This is a genomic window from Necropsobacter rosorum (assembly GCF_964241405.1).
Classification (GTDB): domain Bacteria; phylum Pseudomonadota; class Gammaproteobacteria; order Enterobacterales; family Pasteurellaceae; genus Necropsobacter; species Necropsobacter rosorum.
In genome coordinates this window covers 522,855-546,459 of the sequence record NZ_CAXSXF010000001.1, presented here as the reverse complement: position 1 = coordinate 546,459, position 23,605 = coordinate 522,855, and the positions used below count along the sequence as shown (strand labels likewise).

The 23,605-nt window shown below is 47.8% G+C and carries 19 protein-coding genes; 9 read left to right on the top strand and 10 right to left on the bottom strand.

Annotation, left to right across the window (positions count from 1 at the left end):
- Positions 1 to 75: 75 nt before the first annotated feature.
- Positions 76 to 903, top strand: coding sequence for a 5-deoxy-glucuronate isomerase (gene iolB / locus ACESOH_RS02570; RefSeq protein WP_373099476.1), 828 nt, complete (start codon positions 76 to 78; stop codon positions 901 to 903).
- Between the two features lie 79 nt (positions 904 to 982).
- On the opposite strand, the gene ACESOH_RS02565 is transcribed toward iolB, so the two are convergent.
- Entirely contained in the window at positions 983 to 1,822 is an 840-nt protein-coding gene (locus ACESOH_RS02565) for a MurR/RpiR family transcriptional regulator (protein ID WP_373099474.1), read from the bottom strand.
- A gap of 324 nt (positions 1,823 to 2,146) precedes the next feature.
- Between ACESOH_RS02565 and ACESOH_RS02560 the strand changes: the two genes are divergently transcribed.
- The 3 genes from ACESOH_RS02560 to ACESOH_RS02550 all read left to right on the top strand — a co-directional run bounded on the left by ACESOH_RS02560 (position 2,147) and on the right by ACESOH_RS02550 (position 6,771).
- The gene (locus tag ACESOH_RS02560) at positions 2,147 to 4,060 is read left to right on the top strand and encodes a bifunctional 5-dehydro-2-deoxygluconokinase/5-dehydro-2-deoxyphosphogluconate aldolase (RefSeq protein WP_373099473.1); all 1,914 of its coding nucleotides are present in this window, start codon (positions 2,147 to 2,149) and stop codon (positions 4,058 to 4,060) included.
- Positions 4,061 to 4,165: 105 nt separating this feature from the next.
- Positions 4,166 to 6,049 (top strand): DUF294 nucleotidyltransferase-like domain-containing protein, encoded by a 1,884-nt coding sequence (locus tag ACESOH_RS02555; RefSeq protein ID WP_373099471.1) that lies wholly within the window; start codon positions 4,166 to 4,168, stop codon positions 6,047 to 6,049.
- Positions 6,046 to 6,771 (top strand): 3'-5' exonuclease, encoded by a 726-nt coding sequence (locus ACESOH_RS02550; RefSeq protein ID WP_373099470.1) that lies wholly within the window; start codon positions 6,046 to 6,048, stop codon positions 6,769 to 6,771. The genes ACESOH_RS02555 and ACESOH_RS02550 overlap by 4 nt, the downstream gene beginning before the upstream one ends.
- Positions 6,772 to 6,847: 76 nt before the next feature.
- Here ACESOH_RS02550 and ACESOH_RS02545 read toward each other — a convergent pair whose 3' ends face one another.
- Together ACESOH_RS02545 and srmB are read right to left on the bottom strand one after the other, a co-directional pair.
- Positions 6,848 to 8,521 (bottom strand): solute:sodium symporter family transporter, encoded by a 1,674-nt coding sequence (locus ACESOH_RS02545; protein ID WP_373099468.1) that lies wholly within the window; start codon positions 8,519 to 8,521, stop codon positions 6,848 to 6,850.
- Between the two features lie 351 nt (positions 8,522 to 8,872).
- Positions 8,873 to 10,216, bottom strand: a complete 1,344-nt coding sequence (srmB, locus tag ACESOH_RS02540; protein ID WP_373099466.1) for an ATP-dependent RNA helicase SrmB — start codon at positions 10,214 to 10,216, stop codon at positions 8,873 to 8,875.
- A gap of 83 nt (positions 10,217 to 10,299) precedes the next feature.
- Between srmB and ACESOH_RS02535 the strand changes: the two genes are divergently transcribed.
- The gene (locus ACESOH_RS02535) at positions 10,300 to 11,013 is read left to right on the top strand and encodes a tRNA1(Val) (adenine(37)-N6)-methyltransferase (RefSeq protein WP_373099873.1); all 714 of its coding nucleotides are present in this window, start codon (positions 10,300 to 10,302) and stop codon (positions 11,011 to 11,013) included.
- Between the two features lie 36 nt (positions 11,014 to 11,049).
- On the opposite strand, the gene ACESOH_RS02530 is transcribed toward ACESOH_RS02535, so the two are convergent.
- The gene (locus ACESOH_RS02530) at positions 11,050 to 11,862 is read right to left on the bottom strand and encodes a Cof-type HAD-IIB family hydrolase (RefSeq protein WP_373099464.1); all 813 of its coding nucleotides are present in this window, start codon (positions 11,860 to 11,862) and stop codon (positions 11,050 to 11,052) included.
- 146 nt (positions 11,863 to 12,008) lie between these two features.
- On the opposite strand from ACESOH_RS02530, the gene ACESOH_RS02525 reads away from it, so the two are divergent.
- On the top strand, positions 12,009 to 12,695 hold the full coding sequence (locus tag ACESOH_RS02525) for an amidophosphoribosyltransferase (protein WP_373099463.1): 687 nt from the start codon (positions 12,009 to 12,011) through the stop codon (positions 12,693 to 12,695).
- Between the two features lie 77 nt (positions 12,696 to 12,772).
- A complete protein-coding gene (nfuA, locus tag ACESOH_RS02520) occupies positions 12,773 to 13,357 on the top strand; it encodes a Fe-S biogenesis protein NfuA (RefSeq protein WP_032093061.1) in 585 nt (194 codons plus the stop codon).
- A 173-nt stretch (positions 13,358 to 13,530) separates the two neighbouring features.
- Here the strand turns inward: nfuA and ACESOH_RS02515 are convergent, their stop codons facing one another.
- The 6 genes from ACESOH_RS02515 to hemC form a co-directional block, all read right to left on the bottom strand.
- Complete coding sequence (locus ACESOH_RS02515; RefSeq protein ID WP_373099461.1) at positions 13,531 to 14,874, bottom strand: YadA-like family protein; 1,344 nt, start codon at positions 14,872 to 14,874, stop codon at positions 13,531 to 13,533.
- A gap of 153 nt (positions 14,875 to 15,027) precedes the next feature.
- Entirely contained in the window at positions 15,028 to 15,222 is a 195-nt protein-coding gene (locus ACESOH_RS02510; protein WP_373099459.1) for a hypothetical protein, read from the bottom strand.
- 577 nt (positions 15,223 to 15,799) lie between these two features.
- Positions 15,800 to 17,077, bottom strand: a complete 1,278-nt coding sequence (locus tag ACESOH_RS02505; protein ID WP_373099457.1) for a heme biosynthesis HemY N-terminal domain-containing protein — start codon at positions 17,075 to 17,077, stop codon at positions 15,800 to 15,802.
- Between the two features lie 12 nt (positions 17,078 to 17,089).
- Positions 17,090 to 18,490 (bottom strand): uroporphyrinogen-III C-methyltransferase, encoded by a 1,401-nt coding sequence (locus tag ACESOH_RS02500; protein ID WP_373099456.1) that lies wholly within the window; start codon positions 18,488 to 18,490, stop codon positions 17,090 to 17,092.
- A gap of 37 nt (positions 18,491 to 18,527) precedes the next feature.
- Entirely contained in the window at positions 18,528 to 19,274 is a 747-nt protein-coding gene (locus ACESOH_RS02495; protein WP_373099454.1) for a uroporphyrinogen-III synthase, read from the bottom strand.
- A gap of 16 nt (positions 19,275 to 19,290) precedes the next feature.
- On the bottom strand, positions 19,291 to 20,223 hold the full coding sequence (gene hemC / locus ACESOH_RS02490) for a hydroxymethylbilane synthase (protein WP_373099452.1): 933 nt from the start codon (positions 20,221 to 20,223) through the stop codon (positions 19,291 to 19,293).
- A 216-nt stretch (positions 20,224 to 20,439) separates the two neighbouring features.
- Between hemC and ACESOH_RS02485 the strand changes: the two genes are divergently transcribed.
- Together ACESOH_RS02485 and ACESOH_RS02480 are read left to right on the top strand one after the other, a co-directional pair.
- Positions 20,440 to 22,950 carry a class I adenylate cyclase gene (locus tag ACESOH_RS02485; RefSeq protein ID WP_032093057.1) on the top strand — a complete coding sequence of 837 codons (2,511 nt, stop codon included), beginning with the start codon at positions 20,440 to 20,442 and terminating at the stop codon, positions 22,948 to 22,950.
- 11 nt (positions 22,951 to 22,961) lie between these two features.
- Positions 22,962 to 23,591 carry a response regulator gene (locus ACESOH_RS02480; protein ID WP_373099450.1) on the top strand — a complete coding sequence of 210 codons (630 nt, stop codon included), beginning with the start codon at positions 22,962 to 22,964 and terminating at the stop codon, positions 23,589 to 23,591.
- Positions 23,592 to 23,605: the final 14 nt, after the last annotated feature.

Sequence of the window (23,605 nt, the reverse complement as noted above, 5' to 3'; positions counted from 1 at the left end):
TAAACAATTTGTTATAGCTAAATTTAAGAAGTGCGGTATGATTTTAACGAGAAATATCAACCAAAGGAGGTTAGTGTGAGTTACTTATTGTCTAAATCAGCAAAGCATCATCCGGCACCGAACGGACAAGTGCAGAAAATCACGCCGGAAAGTGCGGGATGGGAATATGTCGGTTTTGAAATGTTTCATCTGCAGGCTGGGCAGACGCTGGATTTCGCTACAGAACAGACGGAAACATGTTTCGTATTAATTGCGGGCAAGGCGACAATTACGGTGGGCACAAACACATTTGAGCATATTGGTAACCGGACGACGCCGTTCGAACGCATTCCGCCTTATTCCGTTTATGTGCCTCATCATCAGCTTGCGAAAATTAACGCTGAAACTTATCTGGAACTGGCGGTATGCCGCGCACCGAGCAACGGTAATCTGCCGGTACGCTTGATTACGCCGGAGCAGGTGGGAGTAGAGCAACGGGGGGTTGGACATAATAAACGGCTGGTACATAATATTCTGCCGGAAACCGAAACGGCAGATGCGTTATTGGTGGTAGAGGTTTTTACCGACGAGGGCAATACCAGTTCTTATCCCAGCCATAAGCACGATCAGAAAAACAGCGAAACGGAAACTTATCTGGAGGAAACCTACTATCATCGTTTTGATCCGCCGCAGGGGTTCTGTTTACAGCGTGTTTATACCGATGATCGCTCGCTGGACGAATGTATGCCGGTTTATGACGGCGATGTGGTTCAGGTGCCGAAAGGGTATCATCCGGTGGCCACCATTGCCGGCTATGATAATTATTATCTTAATGTGATGGCCGGACCGGTGCGTAAATGGCGCTTTACCTGGGAAGAGGATCATCAATGGATTAACACCCGGCAGTATGCGGATAAATTCTGATTGGAAAAAGATTAAAGACCAAAAAAGTGCGGTGAAATTCACCGCACTTTCAGTATATTGACGTTATATATAATTCGGATTATCCGTTGTTCTGTTGCTCTTTTTTCAGCGCCAGTGCGATGGCGAGCGTTTGCACTAATGTCATGGCGGCGCATTGCGAACGGAAGCCGTGAGCCTGTGCTTCTTTGATCACGAAAGACACATCGCTGAAGGTAATAAGCGGACTAATCTGGCTGTCGGTAATGGCAATCTGTTTAATGCCTTTTTGCGAGCTGGTGTGCATAATTTCAAGCGTTTCTTTCGCATAAGGCGAGAAACTGATGGCAACCACCACATCCCCGTCTTTCACTTGATTGAGCTGCTCATCAAACATGCCCCCCAGACCGTTAATCACAAAAGAGCGGCAATCGAGATGATGCAAGGCGTAATCAAGATAACAGGCTACGCTGAAAGAGCGTTTTAAACCGATAATAAAGATATTCTGCGCATCGTTTAAAATTTCCACCGCACTTTGCAATTGTTCCGGTGAGGTTTGATTGGCGAGCTGTTGCAACGCGTGACCATTGGCCTGGGCAAAAATATTCAGAATATCACTTGGGCTTTCCTGCCCGCCTTGCTCCGGTTCAAGCTGACGGAATACCTGCAGTCTTTCTGTATAGCTTACCGTTTCTTCCATAAGATTTTCGCGGAATATTTGTTTCATTTCATTAAATCCGCTGAAACCGAATGCGTTAGCGAAACGGATTAATGTTGAAGGCGGCACACCTGCGCGTTCGGAAATGGTGGCGACGGTATCGAATACCACACTGTTATTATTATCCAGTATATATTGCGCGACCTGTTTTAAACGTTTGCTCAAGCCGTCATAGCGGGAACGAATTTCGTTTTGCAAATTAACTAATTGTGAATTTTCTTGCATTTTTTACCTTATTTAATCGCATTTAATAGCTTTTCGTCGTTTAAATTATGCTGGAAAAAAGGTCGTTTTGGTAGTGATTTTATAAAAAATAAACAATTTTCTTCTTTCTTCTCTTTGGTTGAGCGTGTTATGAAAAATAAATTTCATTTATATACGGCTTGAGTTGAACGTGTTCAGCCGATTGACATGGGGAAGTAACTCGAGGTTTGTGATCTATGTCTTAAATATAAATTTTGATAATTGACATTTTTGAAATATATGTTTCAATTTGTGATAATTTATCATGTTCGTTGATGTGATGGTTCGTCACTAAGGAAACTCAGAATGGAAACTATTGAAAAAACACTTGATTTAATTTGTCTTGGACGGGTGGCAGTGGATTTATATGCGCAACAAATCGGTTCCCGTCTGGAGGATGTCAGTTCTTTCGCCAAATATCTCGGCGGCTCTTCCGGCAATGTAGCCTACGGTACGGCTGTTCAGGGCGTGAAATCGTCTATGCTGGCGCGGGTGGGTGACGAACATATGGGGCGTTTTTTGCGTGAGGAATTGCAGCGCGTCGGTGTCGATACCAGTCATTTGATTACAGATAAAGAACGTCTTACTGCCTTGGTTATTTTAGGCATTAAAGATCAGGAAACTTTTCCGCTGATATTTTATCGTGATAACTGCGCGGATATGGCCATTACGGCGGAAGACTTCAGTGAAGAATATATTGCGTCGGCAAAGGCATTATCAATTACGGGTACCCATTTATCGCATCCGAAAACCCGTCGTGCGGTTTTAACCGCACTGGAATATGCGGGGCGCAACGGTACCAAACGTTTGTTGGATATTGATTATCGTCCGGTGTTGTGGGGGCTGACCTCATTAGGCGACGGCGAAACGCGGTTTATTGATTCCGCCGCAGTCACGGCCTCTTTACAGGAAGTGCTGCATCATTTCGATGTACTGGTCGGCACGGAAGAGGAATTCCACATCGCCGGCGGTTCGACCGATACTTTAACCGCGCTTAAAAATGTGCGTAAGGTCAGCGCCGCAACCTTGGTATGCAAGCGCGGAGCTTTGGGCTGTTCGGTGTTTGAAGGCGATATTCCGGACGATATTGACGGCGGTATTAACGTTTACGGTGTCCGGGTTGAGGTGCTGAATGTGCTGGGTGCCGGCGATGCGTTCATGTCCGGGCTGCTGCGCGGTTATATCAACGGTGAAAGCTGGGAACAATGCTGCCGTTATGCCAATGCCTGCGGGGCGCTGGTCGTTTCCCGTCATGGTTGTGCGCCGGCAATGCCGACCAAAGAAGAACTGGACGATTATTTGTCGCGTGCGGAATCCGTACCGCGTCCGGACTTAGATGACAAGCTGAATCATTTACACCGTGTGACGACCCGTAAAACGCAATGGGATGACTTATGTATTTTCGCCTTTGACCACCGTAAACAATTGGTGGATATGGCTGAAAAGTGCGGTGCGGATTTGAAACGAATCCCAAAACTGAAGACATTATTGTTACAGGCGGCAGAGCAAACGGCGAAAAACGAGGGCATTTATCATGGCCATGCCGGTATTCTGGCGGATACGACTTTCGGTCAGGCGGCATTGAATGAAATTACCGGTAAAAAATGGTGGATCGGTCGTCCGATTGAATTGCCGTCTTCCCGTCCGTTACGTTTGGAACATGGCGATCTTGGCAGTCAGCTTATCAGTTGGCCGGCGGAACATGTGGTGAAATGCCTGGTGTTTTATCATCCGGAGGATAGTGCTGCGCTGAAAGCGGAACAGGACGCCAAATTAAAAGAAGTGTATGAAACCTGCTGTCGTACCGGGCATGAACTGCTGGTGGAAATTATTTTGCCGTCGGATATGACGCAGCACGAGCATTATTATACGACGATGCTGACGCATTTTTATGCTATCGGCATTAAGCCGGACTGGTGGAAATTGCCGGGCGTCAGTGCCGGGACCTGGCGTGATATCAGTGCGGTGATCGAAGCCAATGATAAACATTGTCGCGGTATTCTGATTCTGGGACTGGATGCACCGGAAGCGCAGTTTGAGGCGGTGTTTAAAGCGTCTGCCGATGCGCCGTTGGTGAAAGGGTTTGCTGTCGGCCGCACGATTTTCGGCCAGCCTTCCTTTGACTGGTTAGCGGGTAAGCTGGATGATCAACAGCTGATTGCCGCCGTATCGGCACGCTATGCGCGGTTGATCCGGTTATGGAAAAATCGGAAGAATTAATTAACGTAACCGCATGTTGCGAAAGCCACCTGAGTGACCGCTTTGGTGGCTTTTTGCTATCGGTTATACTTAACCCTTATTCTATCGAATGTTCAGGTGTAAGAAATGGATGACTCTCTCATTCCCAACATTGAATTATTTATTGCTCAGGTCCCGCCGTTTAATCATCTTCCGCCGGCATTGATTAAACGGATCGCAAAAAATATCACCATTCGTTATATCCCTAAAGGCGATATTATCGTCGGTGAAGTGCGGTCGGAAAATGAATATTTATATATTGTGCGTACCGGTGCCGTGGAACAGATTCATCAATCCGGCCGGCTGTCGGGACAGCTGCGGGCAAAACTGGAAAGTGGCGACAGTTTCGGTTTCGGTATTTTCGACAGCCGAGAACAAGACCGATATAAAGCGTATGCCTTGGAAAACAGTTTGATTTATCAGGTCTCTTTTCGTTTATTGAATGACATATTGACGGAATATCCCGAATACGCCGCTTATTTTTCCACCGATCCGGGAACGCGTTTGCATCATATTGCACAGAACAAGTTGCTGAAAAACCAGAACGATATTTTTATCAAACGGGTTGCCGATGTGGCAAATCCGAAAATCGCACAGATCGAATATCATGCCACGATACGGCAAGCTGCGCAGAAGATGTGCGAACAACGCCGTTCTTCAGCGTTAATTATGCACGGGAAGCAGCTGGTCGGTATTATTACCGACCGCGATATGACGAAAAAAGTGGTCGCCCGCGGGCTTGATGTGAATACGCCGGTAACGCAGATTATGACCCCGGATCCGCCGTTGATTAACGGTAACGAATTGGTGCTGAATGCGGTGTCCATGATGATGCAGCATAATATCCGCAGCCTGCCGGTCATGGTTGACGGCCAAATCCGCAGCATTTTAACGGCAACGGATTTGGTGAAATATAACAGCATTCAATCGGTTTTTATGATTAATCATATTTTTCAGGCTAACAAATTATCGTTGCTGACAGATATTGCCGCGCAGCAGAAAGACTTGTTCGGTGCGCTGATGGAAAGCGGTACGCGCGATAACGATATTATGCAAGTGATGACATTAATTGCCGATGCCTTTAACCGCAAGCTGCTGATGATGGCGGAACATTGTTTGGGGCCGGCGCCCTGCGCATATGCCTGGGTTGTCGCCGGTTCACAGGCGCGTTATGAAATGCATCTTCTGTCTGATCAGGATAATGCGTTAATCGTGGCGCGGGAATTAAATGCCGATGAACGGCATTATTTTGCCCGGCTCGCCCGCTTTGTTAATGACGGATTAAATCAGTGCGGTTATGCGCATTGTTCGGGCGGTTATATGGCGTCAAATCCGCGTTGGTGTCAGTCACTCGCGCAATGGAAAAGCTGTTTTTCGCAGTGGGTGCTTAACCCGGAATCTGAAAGTCTGTTGAATGCGTCGGTACTGATGGATATGCGCGGTATTTATGGCGATGTCGCGCTGGTAAATGAACTGCAACAGCACTTTACCGGTTTAGTCGCTGAGAACAAACGGTTTCTGGCTTACTTGGTGGCAAACAGTATTCGCGTTCGACCGCCGCTCAGTATTTTCAGAAATTTTGTGCTGACCAAAGAAGGCAAGCATAAGAATAAGCTGAATCTGAAAAAACGGGCGATTAGTTTATTGGTGGATTTAGGGCGGATTTATGCGCTGGCGGCGGGAATCAGCGAGACGATGAGTACCGAGCAGCGCTTCATTCATTGTCAGCAACGGGGATTAATTAATCAGCAGACCATGGATAATGCGCTCGGTGCTTATGGTTGCGTCTGTAATATGCGTTTTAAATATCAGTGGCATGCGTTACAAAATCGACAGGCGGTGCATAATCATATTGATCCGCGTGAATTAAATGCGTTTGAACGTAATCATCTGAAAGACGCCTTCCGTTTAATCGCTCAGTTTCAGGAGGCGGCGGACATCCGTTTTTCTCAACGGGGAATCATTCGATGAACGGCGGACTAATCAGCCGCTTCTGCCGGCGTTTTCACCCGTTAAACCGGTTGGAAAAACAACGTCAGTCTTTTTTTGCCGGGCTGCCGAACGCCCATTATCCCGCTCAGTGGATTGAATTGTTCCGACAACCCTATCCGGAAACTGACGCGGATTTGACCGCACTTTCTTATCTGGTGATTGATTTTGAAACCACCGGACTGAATTCCATGATGGACAATATTCTGAGTGTTGCGGCGGTGCCTATTGATAATCTGACGCTGGATCTTTCCCGTGCTTGGCACCAGTTTGTCGCTCAAGCGCAAGTGAAAGAAGATACGGCGATTGTCAATCATATTGTGCCGCAGATGCTGTACGGGGTTGAAAGTCTGGATGAGGTGATGCATGAGCTGCTGCGACGTATGCAGGGCAGAATTATTATTGCCCATGGTTGTGCAATTGAAAGACGTTTTGTGCAGCATTATCTGGCCAGCCGGTACGGCGTGCGGTGTTTTCCGTTATTATGGCTGGATACGCTGAAAATAGAGCGTTCATTGCGTTATCCTGCACAAACCAATTATCAGCTTTCTGCGTTGCGGCAAAGTTATAATTTGCCGGAATATATCAGCCATAATGCGTTGATTGATGCGGTGGCCGCCGGCGAATTATTTCTGGCGCAGTTGGAAAAACTGTTTGGCAAACAGCATAAATCATTGGGTGAAGTGTATCGCCGATCCTGCTAGCTAATCATTATATCGGATTCGGCATGGAATAAATCTATGCGCGCGGTAAGACAGATTGCCTTACCGCGTGTTGGTTTTATTGGAGCCGGCGGTTTTTTTGCTGCACGAACACATACAGGAAATAAAGCACGGTTGCCGCACCGAAGCAGTAGTAGCCGATCCATATGATGGACGGGACATGATGCGCCATAAAAATATACATTGAAACGGACAGGAACGTGACAACCAACGATACCGCTTTGGCATAAGCCCAAGGCTGAATATCCACCTGTTTGGTGTATTCTTCCCGGTACGGCGTTTCCATCGGTTTGAGGCGGCCGATAATCAGCATAACCACCACATTAATAACGAATAGTATCGCAATTAAATGGAAGAAATGAATGTCCACTTTAATGATAAACGAACATACGATATAAGCCACCATGCCGAAAATTAAGCCGAATTTGGCGGCAATAGGCGGAACGCGTTTGGTCAGCAGACCAACTACGACGACGCTTAGAATCGGCGCATTGAAAATTCCCTGCAACTCCTGAATTAAGAAATACAACCCGTCCGGCGCATTGGCAACCAACGGTGCAACAATCATGGACACGACAGCCAGAATAATACCGACGACTTTACCGACATTAACCAGACGGATATCACTGGCATTAGGGTTAATCTGTACTTTATACACATTGCGGGAAAACAGCGTGACCGAAGAATTTAGCGCGCTGTTAAACGTAGAGAGTACGGCGCCGACGACGACAGCGGCAAAAAAACCGACTAACGCATCAGGTAACACCAGATGTACCAAATCCGGGTAAGCCTGATCCGGGATATCCAGTTTGCCCTGAAAAATATGGAAAGCGATAATCCCCGGCAGAATAATCAGCAGCGGGCCTAATAATTTCAGAAATGCGCACAATAATACGCCTTTTTGCCCTTCTTTCAGATTTTTAGCGCCTAATGCGCGTTGAATAATCGATTGGTTGGTACACCAGAAGAACAAATTAGAAATGATCATACCGGTAAACAGCGTGGAGAACGGTACGACAGAGTTTTCATCACCGATGGAATTAAAATGATCCGGATTGGCGTGATAGACTTCTTTTAAACCGACCCAGGCGTTACCGTCACCGACATAAGCCAGACCCAGCACAGTAACCAGAATACCGCCGACCAGTAGCCCTACACCGTTAATGGTATCGGAGACCGCAACGGCCTTCAGCCCGCCGAAAATCGCATAAATTGAGCCCAGGATACCCACTCCCCATACCATAATCCAAAGTGCGGTGGTTTTATCTACGCCGAAAACGTTTGACACCTGAAAAAGACTTTCCAGCGCCAGCGCACCGGTATAAAGCACGATAGGCAATAAGGAAATCACATAGCAGCCGAGAAATAACAGCGAAGTAATTAATAAGGTTCCCTTATCAAAGCGTTTTTCCAGAAATTCCGGGATAGTGGCGATGCCGAGTTTTAGATATTTCGGTAGGAAATACATAGCAAAAATGGCAATGGTAATGGCGGCGATAACTTCCCATGCCATTACAATAAAGCCCTGACGATAAGCCAGACCGTTCAGACCGACCAAATGTTCGGTGGACAAATTGGTCAGCATCATTGAACCGGCAATGAATACAGCGGTTAACGAGCGCCCGGCTAAATAATAACCTTCGGAGTTCGTTAAATCGTCGCGTCGGGTGTACCACCACGCGAGAATCGCAACCAGTGCGGTAAATCCTACAAATGAGATAAAAGCAAGCATAGAAATTCCTTATATGAACTGATATTCATTCGTTGTTAAATACAACGTCGGCAAAACCATAATCAGGTTTATATTTAGAATATATATTTCAAAAAATTCTAATTCAAATTGTTTTATTTCGTTTTGTTACAGAGATCAAACTTTTGCGGGGAAATTATTTTGATTGGACAGTTAGTGAACAGCACATTACACGGGTATTAGTAGGATTTTATTTTTTGGAAGTTTTCAAAATGAAATGTTTTTTCTATTTTATAACCGGTTAAAAAGACGAAAACCCTGTGCTCGATCATATTATAAAGACACAGTTGTCGAATATCACCGCACAGGTGTTTCCGTCCTCAGAAACCTGACTTATTCGTCGGGTTGACCTATTAGCTGGTGTTCGCTCAGGCTCGGCTTACGCCGCTTACCGATATTTTTACTGGCTTTATGCCGTAGTTTGACTTTTTTCTTTTGTTCCGTTTTTTTCTTTTCCGCCTGTTTTTCTTTAAGCCGGGCCTTTTGTTTTTTGCTGACGGTTTTGATTTCGCCGTCTTTCGGGGCTTTGGTACGCGGGGCCAGTCCGTCGATGATGCGCGGTTTCAGCAATTCTTGGGTGTAACGTTTGATTTTGCCCAACAGTTTATAATCATGGGCTTCCACAAAAGAGACGGCGGTGCCTTTTTTGCCGGCGCGGGCGGTGCGGCCGATGCGGTGCAGGTAGGTATCGGCGCTGTAGGGTAAATCAAAGTTCATAACGTGGCTGATATCGTCGATATCAATACCGCGTGCGGCGACATCGGTGGCGACAAGCACCGTGACAAGGTCGGTTTTCAGTTTATCAATGGCGTTGTTGCGCTGGGTTTGCGCCATTTCGCCTTCCAGATAGGTGCTGCGGATACCGCGTTTACGCAGAATTTCCGACAGTTCGCGCACATCTTCGCGGCGGCGGACGAAAACAATGCCGCGGCTGACCTGTTCCTGCTCGATAAAACGGGCGAGCAGCTTAATTTTGTGTTCGTTGCTGTCGGCATGATAATACCATTGCTGAATTTTTTTGCGTTCACGCCGGCTCGGTTCGGCATCAATCAGTACCGGATCGTTGAGTAAACGGGCGGCGAAATCCGTTAATACGTCGCCTTCCAGCGTGGCGGAAAAAAGTAGCGTCTGCTTGCGCCAGCGGGTTTCGGCGGCGATGTTTTCCGCATCCTGACCGAATCCCATTTGCAGCATGCGATCCGCCTCATCGAAAATTAAGATTTCCACCGCGCGGCAATCGAAATTCTCTTCTTTAATGTATTGCAGCAAGCGCCCCGGTGTGGCGACCACAATATCCTGATTTTTATTAAAAATTTCACCGTGATTATGATAGGCCACGCCGCCGGTGACGGTGGCGATGCTGAAATGGGTAAAGCCGGCCAGCGCCTCGGCCTGCGCAGCAACCTGCATTGCCAGTTCGCGGGTCGGCGTCAGAATCAGAACTCGCGGCGCACCGGGTTTGCGGCGCGGGTAATCCAGTAGATGCTGTAGGGCGGGCAGCAAAAATGCGGCCGTTTTGCCGGTGCCGGTAGGCGCAGAGCCCAGTACGTCGCGTTCTTCCATCGCCGCCGGAATGGTTTGTGCCTGAATGGCGGTCGGCCGGGTGTAACCTTTTTGGCGCACGGCTTTTAATAATTCGGGGGCGAGATCAAAATCTTCAAATTGTGCTGTTGTCATATTTCTTGGTACTATTACGCTAAAATTGCGGCAGATTATACCGCACTTTACCGCCGGATGTGCGGTCTATTTTGGGGAAGTTTATGGCGGCGGTCAATAACGGTTTTACCTTTAAACAGTTTCATATTAATCATGATCGCTGTGCGATGAAAGTGGGCACCGACGGGGTATTGCTCGGCGCCTGGGCGGATGTTACGGGGGCGAAAACACTGTTGGATCTGGGTACCGGCACGGGATTAATCGCACTGATGCTGGCACAGCGAACCGCCGGGCATGGCCGTATCAGCGCGGTGGAAATCGACCGCGATGCCTTTTTGCAGGCGGAAGAAAATGTGCGCCGCTCGCCTTGGGCGGATAACATTACCTTATATCATCAGGATATTGCCGAATTTGCCGCTAAGTGCGGTGAAAAATTTGATCGGATTACGGCTAATCCGCCTTATTTCAACGCGGGTTCCGACTGCCGCTCCGAGTCGCGCAGCCGGGCGCGTTATCTGCTTGAACAAGGTCATGAGGATTGGCTGAATCTGGCGGCGGATTGTTTGAGCGAGACGGGTACCATTCATTTTATTTTGCCCTTTGACGCCGGCGAAACGCTGCGCAAACGCACCGCACTTTATTGCGTTCACCGTTGTGAGGTAGTGACCAAAGCGGGCAAACCGCCGCAGCGTTTGCTGCTGACATTCGCCAAACAGGCGCGATCGATGCGACAAAGCCGGTTAACCGTTTATGATGAACATCACCGCTATCGGGCGGAATTTATCGCGCTGATTAAGGATTTTTATTTGAAATATTAGCACCTTTAAGCGGCGAAAGCGCGCAATCTGCCGGCGTTAATCAATTAATCCCGCCTGTTGCAGAAAACGGTACACACCGTCCTGCTCGATATGATCGGTAATATGTGTGGCGATGCGTTTAAGTGCCTCATGGGCGTTGCCCATCGCGACGCCCACCCCCACCGCGCCAAGCATTTCCAGATCATTTAATCCGTCGCCGAACGCCATCACATTGTGCATGCTCAATCCCAAATGACGCACCGCCGCGGCAATGCCTCGCGCTTTCGAGCCGTGTTGGTCAAAAATATCCACCGAATGCTCATGCCAGCGCACGGTTTTCAAACCGTTTAAAATCTGCGCATCGGCGATCAATTGATCCTTGCTTTGGTCGTAAAACGGCAGTATTTGATAGACATCGTGTCGTTTAAAATAGGCTTTGTCCACACGGTAATCCAGCGTCACCGCATCCAACGCGGCGCGCAATACCGGCGTAATGGCGGACACGCAGATTTGCTCATTGCTGACAAAGGCATAATCGATCCGATGCGCATCAAAGAAATCCACTAAAGTCTGGATTTTGTCCGTTGCAATGGGATGTCGTTCGATAACCTGATTTTGATAAGTGACCGCCTGCCCGTTCATGGTAACGAATAATTCGACCCCTTGCGCTTCGATAACTCGGTTCAGTTTGTCCGGAAAACTACAGCGCGCCCGCCCGGTGGCAATGCCGACCAGAATGCCGTTGGCGTGCAGTTTTTGAATTGCGGGCAGGACACTGGCGGGAAGATGATTTTTGTTTTTGACGAACAGGGTTTCGTCGATATCAAAAAAAACCAGTTTGATTTGGTCGCGGTAATTGGGAATCGTCATGTAACACCTTTATGATTACGAATTTTCGGCGCTGATTTTAGCATTATTGCGATCCGGATCGCGAAACTAAATGTCAAAAATAGTGAAAAAAGCAATTTGCTTTACGCTGTACGGTGAAGAACTAAAAAGTGCGGTGGAAAATTGCCATGAATTTATTCGGATTGTGTTGCGTGCACTGTCAGCGCAGGCTGGCGGTGGCGACGCACGGACTGTGCAGCCGGTGTAACCGATTGATTCGCCGTGTTTCCTATTGCGGCGGTTGCGGTGCGGCGGTGGGCAATTATCCGCTGCGCTGCGGACATTGTCTGCGTGACGAACCAGCCTGGGATCGCATGGTGATTGCGGGGCGGTATGCCGAACCGTTATCGACGCTGATTCATCGCTTTAAATTTAACCGCCAGTTCTGGCTGGATCGCACTTTAGCCCGCTTGTTGCTGCTCGCGTTGTATGATGCGCGGCGCTATCACGGGCTTTCGCTGCCGGAGGTGATTTTGCCGGTGCCGCTGCATCATTGGCGCCAGTGGCTGCGGGGTTATAATCAGGCGGATTTATTGGCTGTACAGTTGGCCAAATGGCTGAACATTGCCGCACGCAACGATTTGCTCCGCCGTGTTAAACATACGCCGACCCAACGGGGACTGACGGCGAAGGCGCGGCGCAACAATCTGCAACAGGCGTTTCAGGTAAGCGATAAAATCATCACCGCAGGTTATCAATCCGTTGCGCTGGTGGATGATGTGATCACCACCGGTTCGACTTTAAATGAAATCGCCAAAGCCTTGCGTTACGCCGGTGTCCAACATATTCAGGTTTGGGGATTGGCCAGAGCCTGAAAAGAAAAGGTGGAAAAAAAGTTCGTCAGGGAGTATCATTCCCGACAATATAGCTCAAGTATTGATAGGAACGATTTATGCAACAGATTATTATCTCCGACGCGGCGCAAGCGCATTTTCGCAAATTGCTTGATCAACAGGAAGAAGGCACTAATATCCGTATTTTTGTGGTAAATCCGGGTACGCCGGGCGCGGAATGCGGCGTGTCTTACTGCCCGCCGAACTCGGTGGAAGCCAGCGATACCGAAATGAAATACGAAACGTTTTCCGCCTTTGTGGATGAAATCAGTTTGCCGTTTCTGGAAGATGCCGAAATCGATTATGTGACGGAAGAACTCGGTTCGCAGTTAACTCTGAAAGCGCCGAATGCCAAAATGCGTAAAGTGGCGGACGATGCGCCGTTAATTGAGCGGGTGGAATATGTGATTCAGACCCAAATCAACCCGCAGCTGGCCGGGCACGGCGGGCATATTACCTTGATTGAAATTACCGACGACGGCAATGCCATTTTACAGTTCGGCGGCGGCTGCAACGGCTGTTCAATGGTGGATGTCACACTCAAAGACGGGGTTGAAAAACAGTTAATCAGCCTGTTCCCGGGTGAATTAAAGGGCGCCAAAGACGTTACCGAACATCAACGCGGCGAACATTCCTATTATTAAATATTAAACCGCCGGCCGATATTTTCCGGCAAAATGCCGTTACCGCCTAATAAAAAAAGCCCGTTCAGGGCTTTTTTAACATAGGATGTTGATATTGAGATTAGCAGGAGACGTTTTAATATGCGGTGTTTGACCGATCTGATAATCGGTACACACCGCGTTTTATTGGCAAATTACCATTCAAAGTTGACGCCGGCATTATAGCTGATGCTACTGCTGCTCGGGGTCATTGCAATTCCCGCTTTGGCGGCGACATTCTGGTTAAAGCGGTAACCCGTACCAATGGCGAACGCTGTTTCCGAATTATAACCGCCGACTGCCGCGCTCAGATTAAATTTACCGACGTTATACGGCTGGAATAAACCGGTTAATGCGGATTGTGCGGCAAAAGAACGCTGCATTTTCTTCTCCAGCCGATCAACCCGACCTTCCAGATTGCCGATGCGCGCGGTATTTTGCGTTACGCTGGTTTTTAAGTTGTTGTTGAATTTATACAATTCATCAATACGCATTTTATTGGTCGCAATATTTTGGCGGTTTTCCGCGATATTGTTATGATTGTTCACAATTGCGGTTTCGTGCTTTTTGAGCGTCGCTTTATTTGCTGCAATATCAGATTTATTCTGCGCAATACCGGTTTTATTTGTTGCGATGTCAGTTTTATTTTGCGCAATAGCGGTTTTGTTTGTCGCGATGTCAGATTTATTCTGCGCAATAGCGGTTTTGTTTGTCGCAATGTCAGTTTTATTCTGTGCTATAGCGGTTTTGTTTGTCGCAATGTCAGTTTTATTCTGTGCAATAGCGGTTTTGTTTGTCGCAATGTCAGTTTTATTCTGTGCAATAGCGGTTTTGTTTGCCGCAATGTCAGTTTTATTCTGTGCTATAGCGGTTTTATTTGCCTTAATGTCAGTTTTATTCTGTGCAATAGCGGTTTTGTTTGTCGCAATGTCAGATTTATTCTGCGCTATAGCGGTTTTGTTTGTCGCAATGTCAGATTTATTCTGTGCAATAGCGGCTTTGTTTGCTGCGATGTCAGCTTTATTTTTGTCAATATCGGTTTTATTTGCTGCGATGTCAGCTTTATTTTTGTCAATAGCGGTTTTGTTTGCTGCGATGCCGGCTTTATTTTTGTCAATAGCGGTTTTATTTGCTGCGATATCTTTTTTATTTTCTTCAATATGCGATTTGTTTGTTCCAATATTAATCTGATTACTTTGAGTTATGCCATTTAATGCTCCAATATCCCCTTGATGTGCCTCAAGCTGCTTTTGGTGTTCTGTTATGGCATCTTGTAAGTTCTTATTTGTACTGCCGTTATTTTCAAGTGATTTTTGTAGTTTCTCAATGGATTCTTTATTTTTAATGATATCTTTATCATGTTGTGCACGGCTTTTTTTCAGTGAATCAATTTGATCGCGATTTTGGTCTAATGCTTGGTGAGCCAGAGTCAACGATTTTTCATATTGTTTATTTTTATTAGCCATATCAGTAAGTTGCTGAGCATTTTTTTGAGCCATATCTTTTGCTACATCTGCTGTTTCTTGAACTTTATCAATATTTTCTTCATTTGTTTGTGCTTTTAACTCTAGACTACCTAGTCTCTGACCAAAAGAAAGGACTTGATTTTCATATGTTGTAGTCTTTTTTTCTAAAGCTTTGATATCGCTTTCTTACTTCGAAATGGCTTTTTTATTTGCTGTAATGTCTTTTTGATTTTTATCAATCGATTTTGTATTTTGTTGAACTTTTTGTTCAAGTTGTTCAATCTCATCCAGATCATCAGTCACATCCGCTACCGCATAGCTTGATGTCAAACCAATTAATAAGGCAAGTGCCAGTGTTTTATTTGTGGTTAATTTTTTCATATTTGTCTCCTAAAAGTTATAAGTTTTATTGTTTTTATGCATATATGATATATGCAGTGCGCGCATTTTACATTTCGGAAAATAAGTTTCAATATCTGTTGTGTGAGACAAGTGTTTTAGAATAGGTATGTTAAATAAAATCAATGAGTTAATAGTGGTCTGATCTGTTTTATTTTTTTATATAAAATAAGATTTTGACTATATTTTGTTCTTTTATCCTGTGTTATTGAGTTATATTAGATGTATTATCTAATTTTTATAATTTGCCTAGTTATATATTCTGTTTTGATTCGGTGTGCTTTATGCTTTAGCGTTTCAGCTATCTGTTTTAGCCATTATTTTGTTTTGATAGCATCGTTATACTGGCAAAACGAGGCGGAGTGATTATGCCGCTTCGGTATTTTTAATTGTCAGTCAACATACTCGGCGGGCGGTTTAGCGGTTGTGTTTATTGATATGAGCATGTTTAACAAACTCATTGGGCGGGGAAGTACACGGCATAAGGTTCTGCGCCTTGGGCTGTGTTTAGTCAGACCAAGGCGCAGATAGTGGAGATTATTGATAGGCCAAAAACCGGTTATTTTTGGGCTAAAAGTGCGGTCGGTTTTTGTTCCGTTTTCAGATTGTCGTCGGCCGGCGCGATTTTGAGATCCATGGCCGATTTCAGGCTGTCTTCGCGTATTTTGCGCGCCAGATCGGCATCGCCGTGTTGCTCGAAGACATAAGCTGCCATTGTGATGTCATTCGGTTCGAGGTGATCTGCACAGGCAAGCACTTGCTTGAATGCGTCGGCGGCGTTGGCAAAATCGCCGTTGCGAACGTGCAAATACCCGAGTGTGCGGTTAAGACAGCAGCATTGGCTGTCGTTGGCCTGACGCGCACGTTTTGCCACCAGTTTAAGCAATTTGCTGTTATCCGTCGGCTGTAGGCGGGCAATTTGCCGGCAAAGTTCTTGGTTCAGCGCCGGCACGGCTTCCGATTTTTTGAATGCCTCGATCGCCAGCTCATAAGCGCTTTCGTGGTCGTTGCAGTCGATCAGGCGGCGGACTAAACCGACTTTCACATACAGATCATTGCGGCGTTTGCGCGGTTGCGCTTCCCACCATGCCAGCAGGCCGTCGACCCCTTCTTCGTTCATTTTTTCATCCATTAGACCGTCTTCGACCTGATGCTGTAATGCGGTAAAATCGGCGGCGGTATAAAGCGCTGCGTTTTCAACTTGATCCAGAATGTTAGCCAGCGCCTGAAACGCATTGGATTTTTGATAGATCTCCACCGCCAGTTTCAGCACTTCTTTGTTGCGCTGGGTCATAACCAGCAGGCTGTCTATGGAACTGCGGGCGGCGGGCAGTTTATTCTGCTGCAATAAAATACGGGTACGGGCAATTTCGACCAGTAGATTGTCTGTGCCGGCAAGCTCCGTGGCCTGAATCAGATAGCCGTTAGCGCTGAATTCGTCACCGCGCTGCTGGGCGGCTTCGGCGGCTTTAATAAAGTTCAGCACCGGCTCATCGGAATGTTTGGCGTTTTTGCCGATCAGTTTTTCCGCTTTGGAATAATCGCCTTCGTTCATCCGCATCAAACCTTCAAGGGTCTGTTTTTGCGCTTTCACCCGTTTCCGGCGCGAGAACCAGCCGTAAGTGTCGCTGCTTAAGCGGAAAAAACGGGTGACAATCCATTCAATACCATAGATGATCGCCATGGCCAGCACAAAAAAGACTACCAGCGTGGTGATGGACATTTCGATATTATAAGATGTCGTTTCAATAAGAACGTAACCCTGTTTGCCCGATAAATAAGGGCCTGCGATTAAGCCGGCAAGCAACACCAGCATTAAAAATAGTGTTCTGAACATGGTCTATTTCCTCTACTGTTGTGTTTGTTCTTCGGGGGCGGCCGGCGCTGCCGGTACGCGGTGTGTTTCATCCTGCGCTTCGGCATTTTCCGCTTTTTCGTCTTTCGCCGCGTCGGCATTCTGCTCGGTCAGCGCTTTGTCGGCCGAGATTTCAATTTTCTGGATTTCCTGCGGCTGTTTATTCAGCAATTTGTCCAGTACGTTCAGACTGTTCAGCTGATTTGGTACGTCCACATAAATGGATTGTTCCGCCAGTTCGTCGATTTCTTTTAAGAAATTCTGAGCGATCTCGGTATTGGTGTCAAAATAACTTCTGACCCAAGAGGCCACGGTTTCCAGCGATTGTTTGTACAAGCCGTTTTGCTGACGCGGCACCGCCATAATGGCAAGTTGCAGCCGCAGGCGGATATTTTCGCGCAGATAAATGTCCTGATTCGGCGCAAGCAGCGCTTTGGCATCGGTATTTCTCGGCGTAATGCGGATAAAATGATTCAGAAAAGAGGCCGCACTTTTTTCGGCATTTTCTTTCCAATCGGCCCATGAATCGCTCAGTTGATCGCTGCCGTTCGGATCGTCAAAATTAACGTTCAGCACGGTCAGTTCATCGACGCTGTTGGCCAGCTGGGACAAGCGCTGCATAATGGTGTTCTGATCCACGTTGTTCAGCGACAATAATTGTTTCAGATCGCTGTTAATTGCGGCGCGTACGGTCATCACATGAGGATCGGAGACTTTCTCTAAGGTTTCGTCGGCGACTTTCAGTAAGGAAACCGTCGTATCTACATCGTTATCCAGCACCAGTTTTCTTAAGGCGTTGTTGAGCAGAAAATCCGCTTCCGATAACAGCCAGTCATTCGGCTGTTCCGCTTTGGTTTCCGAATTCAGCCGATTGATTTGGGTTTGTAGTGCGTCAATGGCCTGAGTTTTGATGGACAGCTCTTTTTCCAGCTGGGCAAGTTTGCCGTCGGCAGACTGGGCGGAATCGGTCAGTTTGGCCAGCTGCGCGCGTTGTTGCTCAAGCTCGCCGGCATCCTGTGAGGCCGGTGAGTGCGCGGCGGCGTTGGTATGTACTGCGTTCTCAAGTGCGGTCAGTTTTTGCTGAAATTCGGCGACCTGTTGCTGACCGAAATAATATCCGGCGCCGCCCAGCCCTAACGCAATGAGAATGGCCAGCAGCGCTAAGCCGCTACCGCCTTTTTTCACTACCACGGTGTCATGAGGACGGTGCGGCGCGTTATCAGCCGGCGCCTTGTCGCTTTTGGCTTTGTTCTCGGTTTTCGGGGTTTGTTTCATCGCCGTGTCGGATTCCCGGTTTCCTTTCTCCGTTTGCGCATGTTTTCCGTTATTCGTCTCGGCGGCTTGCGATTTCGTGACTTCATTGTTTTCAGAAGTGGTTGCGTTCTTTTCAGCCATGTCCTATTCCTTAATGATTATTGAAAATGAAATGCAATTAATTTGATTGCAATAAAGTGTGTAATAACGTCTGGTTATCCGCCCGCGGCGATATGATGACATTTTTCCAACCGGCTTGCTCGGCAAACTGCGCGATTCTGCGGCTGACCGTAATCAGCCGGCAGCCGGTCAGCCAATTATGTTCGTTTTCAGGCACAAAATCCATCAGTGCGGTTAAAATATCCATACTGGTGGCGACAATCGTATTGACGCCGGCGCGTTTGCACAAACTGGTTTGCTCCGCATGATGATAAGCGATCGGCATGCGTTGATAACATGCCACGCCGCTGACTTCGGCACCGCGTATGCCGGCCTGCTCGGCGAAAAATTCCCGGCCGCCGTTACCGCGTAAAATCAGGATGGATTTTCCGCTCAGATCGCTCATTGCCGGCAGCGCCAGCAAGCCCTCGCTGCTTTCCTGAACGAGGGGATAAGCCACGCACTGTTCGCTTTGACCGGCAAAGTATGCGGCAGTTCGCTGACCGACAGTAAAGTAATGTAAATCGCTGCGCCAATGAAAGCCGGTGTGTTTTAAAGTGGCGGCGGCATAATCCACCGCATGCCGGGATACGGCAAAAACATAGTCGCCGCTTTTTAATTGATTGATTTTATTCGGCAAATCGTTCAGCTCGGCACCGGGTTCAATAGTAAACAGCGGTAAGTGAATCGCTGCGATACCGGCTTTATTCAGCATGTCGGCCAATTGTTCGCCCCGTTGGTCGGGACGGGTAATAAGCACTGCCATGAGTTTTTCCTCTGCCTCAGTCTTGATAAATTGAGCGTAAAATCCGATCCGCCCCCTGATGTAATAATCGTTCAGCGATTTCAATGCCCAATTGTTCGGCATTTTCGACCGCACTTTTTCCTTCCGCCCGGAGAATCTGCGTGCCGTTCACATCGCCGACTAACGCGCGCAGACAGAGTTCGCCCTCATGCACAACGGCATAGCCGCCAATCGGCACCTGGCAGCCGCCCTGCAAACGATTATTCATGGCGCGTTCGGCGCTGACGCAATAAGTGGTTTCCTGATCGGCAAGGGGCGCCAGTAATTGCCGCACCCGGCTGTCTGCGGTGCGGCATTCGATACCGACGGCGCCTTGGCCGGCGGCGGGCAGGGAAATTTCCGGCTCGATCAACGAGGCGATACGCTCGGACAATCCCAGCCGGATTAAACCGGCCGCGGCGAGAATAATCGCGTCGTATTCGCCGTTATCCAGTTTACTTAGACGGGTACCGACGTTGCCGCGCAGCGAGCGGATCACTAAATCGGGGCGATGCTGTTTTAGCTGGCATTGGCGGCGCAGACTGGAGGTGCCGACAACGGCGCTGGCGGGCAATTCCGCCAGACTGCGGTAAATGTTGGAGACGAACGCATCGCGCGGGTCTTCACGTTTGCAGATAACGCTTAAACCTAAACCGGCGGGAAACTGCATCGGCACATCTTTCATTGAATGTACGGCGATATCCGCGCTACCGTTGAGCAGGGCGTGTTCCAGTTCTTTTACAAACAACCCTTTGCCGCCGATTTTCGCCAGCGGGGTATCTAAAATCACATCGCCTTTAGTCACCAGCGGAAGCAGTTCCACCTGTAGCGCGGGGTATAAATCCAGCAGGCGATCTTTAATATAATTTGCCTGCCACAAGGCGAGCGGGCTTTGTCGGGTCGCAATTTTCAGCGTGTTTTTCAGCGTCATACAAACTCGGATCCGGTTATCAATGTTAGGCTTATCCTATCATTGTTGCTGAAAAATGTCAGTTTTGATTTAAATTTTTTGCTTTCGTCAGAACCAAGTGATAGAGTAGAGAGCCGACAATAAACGAATTCCGTTTTGCCGGACGGTGATTTTCCGTCACAATAAATATTATTTTTTCAGTGATTGTAGAACCTTCCCCATTTTCTAGGATATTGTTTGAATTACGATTTTAAGCGTGCAAGAAAACAAGTGGAATACTTGGATAAATTGCGTTCCGAACGTGCCTTAGCGGGAGCCTCGGAACAGTTCCGACAAGTGTTTCAAGTCATTACCTTGCTGTTAAATATTAATCATCCCAATTTACCGGGCTATGTCGAAAATGCGCCGGCAGGGATTGCTGATTTCAAATTATCCGCCTATCAACATCATTATCTGTTTTTGCATTTGCCTGAGCATGAGGCCGCGGCGCTGGAAGCCGGAATTAAGGCGATTTCCGACCGCACTTTAGCGCCGATGCTGGGCGTGTATGTGATGGGCAGCATCGCCTCCGTCAGCCAGACGCCAAGCTCGGATCTGGACATCTGGATATGCCACCGCGAAGATCTGAGCCCGGAGGCAAAAAATCTGTTGCTGAAAAAAGCCGATTTGTTGCGCCGCTGGGCGTTGGGGCTTGGGGTCGAAATGAATCTGTATTTTATGGATCAACAGCGTTTCCGCAGTTTCCGTTATGTGGAGCCGCTGACCGCGGATAACTGCGGTTCGGCGCAATATATGCTGTTGCTGGACGAATTTTACCGCTCGGTCATCCGTCTGGCGGGCAAGCCGCTGCTGTGGCTGCATTTGGCGGTGGAGCAGGAACAGGATTACGAAGCGGAAGTGGAACGTCTGGCGCGGGAAAAGCTCATCAATATGGACGATTGGGTCGATTTCGGCGGGCTGGGCGCCTTTTCCGCCAATGAATATTTCGGCGCTACGCTGTGGCAGTTGTATAAAGGGATTGACGCGCCTTATAAGTCCGTCCTGAAAATCCTGCTGCTGGAAACTTATTCGTGGGAATATCCGAACACCTATCTGATCGCGCAGGAATTTAAACATCAGTTACTGCGCGGCGAACGCAATCATCATTTCGACCCTTATCTGACGATGCTGGAACGGGCGAGCGCATACCTGAACAGTTTAAACGAATTTAAACGGCTAGATTTTCTGCGCCGCTGTTTCTATATTAAATCCAACGAATACGGACAAAGCCCGCGCGAAAGCAACTGGCGCTTTGTGCAACTGAACCGGCTGGTGAAAAAATGGGGATGGTCGGATGATGTGGTGGCGGAGCTGAATTGCCATGCCTGCTGGAAAATTAAACGGGCGCGCGAAAGCTATAATAATCTGATTAAATTTTTAATGCACAGTTATCGTCATTTGGTACAGTTTGCGCGCAAACATAAAGTCAATTCCGCAATTATGCCGCAGGATATCAGCATTCTGACGCGTAAATTATACACCGCCTTTGAAGAGCTGCCGGGCAAAATCACCTTACTGAATTCCATGATTTCCGCCGACTTATCGGAGAAAAACCTCACGTTCATTGAGGTTAAAAACAATAAATTCTTTAAAGACGGCTGGTATATGGTAAATCAAACCCCCGATATTAAAGGATTTGAACAGCAGCGTTATGTCGAATACGGCGAAAGTCTGAATAAACTGGTGGCGTGGGCGTATTTTAACCGCCTGCTGACCTCCAATACCGGGCTGCATATTTCCAGCCCGAATCTGAGTAAAGAGACATTGCGCCGCTTTGTCACCGACCTGCGTTTATCGCTGCCGGTCAGCGTGCCGTCGGTCAGCAACGGCGAATTAAACCGCAATTGTGAAATCCGTAATCTGGTGGTGGCGATTAATCTGGTGTCGGATCCGACCGTTCACCTGCAACAGGCGAAATCCACCATCGTACCGAGCGATCTGTTCAGTTTCGGGCCGGCGGAAGAAAGTCTGGTCGGCAGTATTGATCTGACTTACCGCAATGTCTGGAACGAAATCCGTACCCTGCATTTTGAAGGGCCGAACGCCATTTTGTTGGCGTTAAAGGTGCTGTCGAATAAAATCTATCGCGGCGCCGCTTCACCGCAATCGGTGCATGTTTTCTGTTACAGCCGTTATTACCAGAACACGCTGCGTAATATCGTCACCGCGTTAATCAATAAATGTATCAGTATTCAAATCGGTACCAGCGATGTACCGCAGAACAATTTATTGCGCGTGGCCGGTAAAAACTGGCAGTTTTTCTTTGAGGAACGCGGCATCAGCCTGCAGGAAATACAGGGTGCAAACACACAAATTTGCAATCAGGATTTTAATACCGCCCTGCAAGGCACCATTGAAGAAAAAGAAGCCGAGGTGCTGGCCAATAAAAAACGCTATCCTTACGAAATCGACGCCTTTGCCAGCGAAGGCTTTTTGCAGTTCTTCTTTGAAGACAATCCGAATAAATCGTTCAATGTGTATATTCTGGATGAAGCCAACCGGATTGAGATCTACCGCCATTGCGAGGGATCCAAAGAACGCAAAATTCATGAGATTAATCACATTTACCAATCGGCAGGATTTGACGGCGGCGATAATCCGTATAAAATCGTCCAACGTAACTTTAATTATCCACAGTTTTATCAATTATTATCCGGCGACGACGGTGTGAAGATTCTGCCGTTTCACAGCCGCCGGGTATTGTCATAATCGGGGGATATATGTCTGATAAAATGAAAGTTGTCATCATCGATGATCATCCGTTAATGCGTCGCGGCATTAAGCAATTGCTTGAGCTGGATGATATTTTTGAAGTGGTCGGCGATGCTGGCAACGGGGCGGAAGGAATCAATCTGACGTTACGCAATGCGCCGGATTTGATTATTCTGGATTTGAATATGAAAGGGCTGTCCGGGCTGGATACGCTTAAGGCGCTGCGGGATGAAAATATTGACGCGCGGATCGTGATTTTGACCGTGTCCGACGATAAAAACGATATTTTCAAGCTGATTGACGCCGGCGCGGACGGCTATCTGCTGAAAGATACCGAGCCGGATACGCTGCTGGCGCAGATTAAACGGATTGCGCAGGGCGAGGTGATCTTAAGCGATTCGATTAAGGATTTATTGCTGGAGCAGCGTCCGCAGCAGGATCCGATTCATTTGCTGACCGACCGGGAAATGGACGTGCTGCGGCTGATTGCCACGGGACTGTCCAATAAACGGATTGCCGGGCAGTTGTTTATCTCGGAAGAGACCGTAAAAGTGCATATCCGCAACCTGTTGCGTAAACTGAACGTGCATTCGCGTGTCGCCGCCACCGTCGTGTATTTTAAACACCATGGCGCCTGAATGTGATCCTGATG

Coding starts and splice junctions, on each gene's coding strand:
- ACESOH_RS02565 (WP_373099474.1), bottom strand. CDS start 1,822: ATGCAAGAAAATTCACAATTAGTTAATTTGCAAAACGAAATTCGTTCC.
- ACESOH_RS02560 (WP_373099473.1), top strand. CDS start 2,147: ATGGAAACTATTGAAAAAACACTTGATTTAATTTGTCTTGGACGGGTG.
- ACESOH_RS02555 (WP_373099471.1), top strand. CDS start 4,166: ATGGATGACTCTCTCATTCCCAACATTGAATTATTTATTGCTCAGGTC.
- ACESOH_RS02550 (WP_373099470.1), top strand. CDS start 6,046: ATGAACGGCGGACTAATCAGCCGCTTCTGCCGGCGTTTTCACCCGTTA.
- ACESOH_RS02545 (WP_373099468.1), bottom strand. CDS start 8,521: ATGCTTGCTTTTATCTCATTTGTAGGATTTACCGCACTGGTTGCGATT.
- srmB (WP_373099466.1), bottom strand. CDS start 10,216: ATGACAACAGCACAATTTGAAGATTTTGATCTCGCCCCCGAATTATTA.
- ACESOH_RS02535 (WP_373099873.1), top strand. CDS start 10,300: ATGGCGGCGGTCAATAACGGTTTTACCTTTAAACAGTTTCATATTAAT.
- ACESOH_RS02530 (WP_373099464.1), bottom strand. CDS start 11,862: ATGACGATTCCCAATTACCGCGACCAAATCAAACTGGTTTTTTTTGAT.
- ACESOH_RS02525 (WP_373099463.1), top strand. CDS start 12,009: ATGAATTTATTCGGATTGTGTTGCGTGCACTGTCAGCGCAGGCTGGCG.
- nfuA (WP_032093061.1), top strand. CDS start 12,773: ATGCAACAGATTATTATCTCCGACGCGGCGCAAGCGCATTTTCGCAAA.
- ACESOH_RS02515 (WP_373099461.1), bottom strand. CDS start 14,874: ATGGCTCAAAAAAATGCTCAGCAACTTACTGATATGGCTAATAAAAAT.
- ACESOH_RS02510 (WP_373099459.1), bottom strand. CDS start 15,222: ATGAAAAAATTAACCACAAATAAAACACTGGCACTTGCCTTATTAATT.
- ACESOH_RS02505 (WP_373099457.1), bottom strand. CDS start 17,077: ATGTTCAGAACACTATTTTTAATGCTGGTGTTGCTTGCCGGCTTAATC.
- ACESOH_RS02500 (WP_373099456.1), bottom strand. CDS start 18,490: ATGGCTGAAAAGAACGCAACCACTTCTGAAAACAATGAAGTCACGAAA.
- ACESOH_RS02495 (WP_373099454.1), bottom strand. CDS start 19,274: ATGGCAGTGCTTATTACCCGTCCCGACCAACGGGGCGAACAATTGGCC.
- hemC (WP_373099452.1), bottom strand. CDS start 20,223: ATGACGCTGAAAAACACGCTGAAAATTGCGACCCGACAAAGCCCGCTC.
- ACESOH_RS02480 (WP_373099450.1), top strand. CDS start 22,962: ATGTCTGATAAAATGAAAGTTGTCATCATCGATGATCATCCGTTAATG.